At 28.6% G+C, this 3,020-nt stretch carries 3 protein-coding genes; all 3 read right to left on the bottom strand.

Translation table 11 applies throughout. From position 1 onward, the window contains the following. The coding region (locus ACI313_RS01385; RefSeq protein ID WP_439755103.1) for a DUF3990 domain-containing protein at positions 1 to 415 on the bottom strand (415 nt) is incomplete at its 3' end. A gap of 57 nt (positions 416 to 472) precedes the next feature. Further along, on the bottom strand, positions 473 to 1,834 hold the full coding sequence (locus ACI313_RS01380; RefSeq protein WP_439755102.1) for an MATE family efflux transporter: 1,362 nt from the start codon (positions 1,832 to 1,834) through the stop codon (positions 473 to 475). Positions 1,835 to 1,948: 114 nt separating this feature from the next. Beyond that, complete coding sequence (locus ACI313_RS01375) at positions 1,949 to 2,893, bottom strand: MarR family transcriptional regulator (protein WP_439755101.1); 945 nt, start codon at positions 2,891 to 2,893, stop codon at positions 1,949 to 1,951. Positions 2,894 to 3,020: the final 127 nt, after the last annotated feature.

Below are 3,020 nucleotides of genomic sequence, written 5' to 3'. Positions count from 1 at the left end.
TATCTAATGTATATCGAAAAGAATAAATTGATGAATTTTTTGTTTCACAAACAAAAGAAAGAGCCTGACTGTAGTTTTCTCCTAAATAAAATCCTTTACCAAAGTCACAGTTTTTTCTTGCCCCTTCAATAGAAATTTCTGACAATCCTTTTTTAGACCCATGAAATAAAACATTATGATATTTTTCTTTAATAAATTCTTCTTTAACACGATTCATTCTATACTTATTTTTATATAAGTAAGCATAAAACTTCTCATAAATATCAATTCTCGTTTTTTTCCCTTCTAAAATCTCATCTAAAGTCTTTCTTGATATATTTGTCTTCTTCGATAATTCAAGAACATTCATTTTTTCTGATTCTAGTATGAAATTCAAATCATCTTTTAGATTGTAATCACAATTTATTTTCAACATAGACAATCCCCTTTACTAGTATCATTATAACTTATTTGTATATTTTATACAAACAAGTTACATAGCTTGAATTGTTTTCTTGTTTACGTTTCTCATAAAGAACAAAGAAATAAGTAAAGATAGTGTTTCACTCATAATAAAGGTATACCATATGATATTGATATTTGATCCATTTAATACCATTTGTACAAAAATATAAGCAACTGGTATCACAAATAATAATTGACGACAAATTGATACAATTAAAGATTCCAATCCTTTATTTAATGCCTGGAAAATTCCTTGTAGAGCAATATTGGCTCCAGCAAAAATAAAACTTAAAGAAACAATACGAATGGCACTTACACATAAATCTTGAGTTTGATTTGATAAGCCAAATAAAGTTGCGATAGGGTTGGCAAATACTTCTAAAACAATCAATCCTACACCCATAATAACTAATGTATAAATCATTCCATATTTAATTCCTTCTTGTACTCTTTGTTTATTGTTCATACCATGGTTAAAACTAATGATAGGAGTAATGGCATCTCTTAGACCAAAAGCCGCAAATAAAATAAATTGTTGGATTTTATAATACAATCCATATGCGGTTACCACGTTTTCACCAATTTGAATAAAAATAATATTTAAAAAGTATGTCATAAAAGACATTAAAGCTTGTCCAATGATAGCAGGTATTCCAATCGTATAAATATTAGAAATAATCATTATATTCGGTTTACAATAATGTATTTTATTTTCAATTTCTTTATTGTATTTTAAGTGAAAGAAAAGCCCTACTAGAAATGAAACAATCTGTCCAATAATGGTTGCCCATGCTGCTCCTTGTACACCCATATTGAATACATAAATAAAAATTGGATCTAAAATAATATTTACAATGGCTCCACTTACTTGTGCAATTGTTGAATAGAGCGACTTTCCTGTGGCTTGTAGAATTTTTTCAAATAAAGAGAAATACACAATTCCAAATGATAAACCACAACAAATTGTTAAGTAATCAATGGCCATTTTACTAATTTGGGGATTTTGTGTTTGTGAAGCAATGTAAGGCTTGATTCCAAAAATTGTAAATAATACAAATAATACATAAATAATTAATCCTAAAAATAAAGCATTCCCAGAAGTTTGATTCACTTTTTGTTTGTCGTTTTGTCCTAGGCTCTTAGACAATAATGCATTCACTCCGACTCCTGTTCCAATTGATATAGCTACCATCAACATTTGTACAGGAAAAGCGATTGTTAGTGCATTTAAAGCGAGTTCTCCACTTCCTGGAATATTGGATACAAAGGCTGAATCGACAATATTGTATAGTGCTTGTAACATCATCGATAGAATAATAGGAATTCCCATATTCAACATTAATTTATTGATTGGCTGAGTTGCCATCTTGTTTTGTGATAAATTTTCCATTTTTTCCTCCCTTAACCACAAAAAAACGTGTAACCTGGTCTCAGATTACACGCACATTTGCTGGATTTACATCTCCCATTTAAGGCGTTTGTATTATACCAAAAAACAATTTTTTTAGTAAGCAAAAACCTTGATTTTATTTTGAATCAATTCATCAATTGCTTCTTCAATTCTTTCATCATTATCTTTGTTTTCAAAAGATAGAATTACGGATAAAGGATCCGCCATATTATCATTGGAAAATTGCTTAGGATTATATTCCCATAACTCAAGTCGAACTTGTTTATCAGGATTCACCAATTCATTCATTAATTGTTTCTTATCAAATAATTTATGATAAATGGCATATGTTTTTATTTTATTTTCATTAAGCATTGTCTTTTCGGATAATACACATTCACCAGAAAGTACCATATCTTTCGTTATTTTATCCGATTCAATGTAACCAACACTTCGAATAGGACTTGAACAATACTTCCTTACTTTTTCAAATAATACCGCATTATCATATTTAGCTTTTATTACTTTATTCACACCATCTTTTGAAATTATAAACAATCCCGTTACCTCTAATTGTTTCACACACCGGCTTAATGTCATTGCAGTGTAAGGCAATGTTTTAGTTGCCTCGGCCATATATAATTGTTGTTTACCATTATAAAAATAAAGAAGCACTAACTGTTGTGTCGAAAACATAAATTTTTCTACTTCTTTTTTTACTTCTGTTTGTTCTGTTAAAAAGGTTCCCATAAAAGGCAAGTAAGCTTGTTTGTCTGTTATAAAAGAAATTCTATTTTCTATCAAGTTTTTCCTTCTATAAGAAGTAATAGAAGCCAATACAAAAACGATAGGAATATTATCTATTTCTTGAATTCTTTTGATTTGTTTTTTTAATGAAGGAATTGGTGCAAGTTCCTCTTTTACAATAAGCATAAGACAAGGCAGTGTATCAATATACGCAAAATAAAAATCATAACTATCACTTATATATAGCGGTAGATAACTCTGTTTATCCCATGTTTTATATGTAACTGAAATTCCAAATAGTTCATTTATCATTGCTTTCCTCTTTTTAACTCTATTTATTATATTTTAACTTTTTAAAAGTTAAAATGCAATTTATTAAAGTTAAAATCATAACCACTAATAAAAATTAGTGGTATCGTAAGCCCTATAAGGGCGTGTT

Origin of the sequence: Floccifex sp. (genome assembly GCF_051873495.1) — a bacterium.
Lineage (GTDB): Bacteria > Bacillota_I > Bacilli_A > Erysipelotrichales > Erysipelotrichaceae > Floccifex.
The sequence above is the reverse complement of the archived record's forward strand: the minus strand, read 5'-3'. Positions and strand labels throughout refer to the sequence as shown.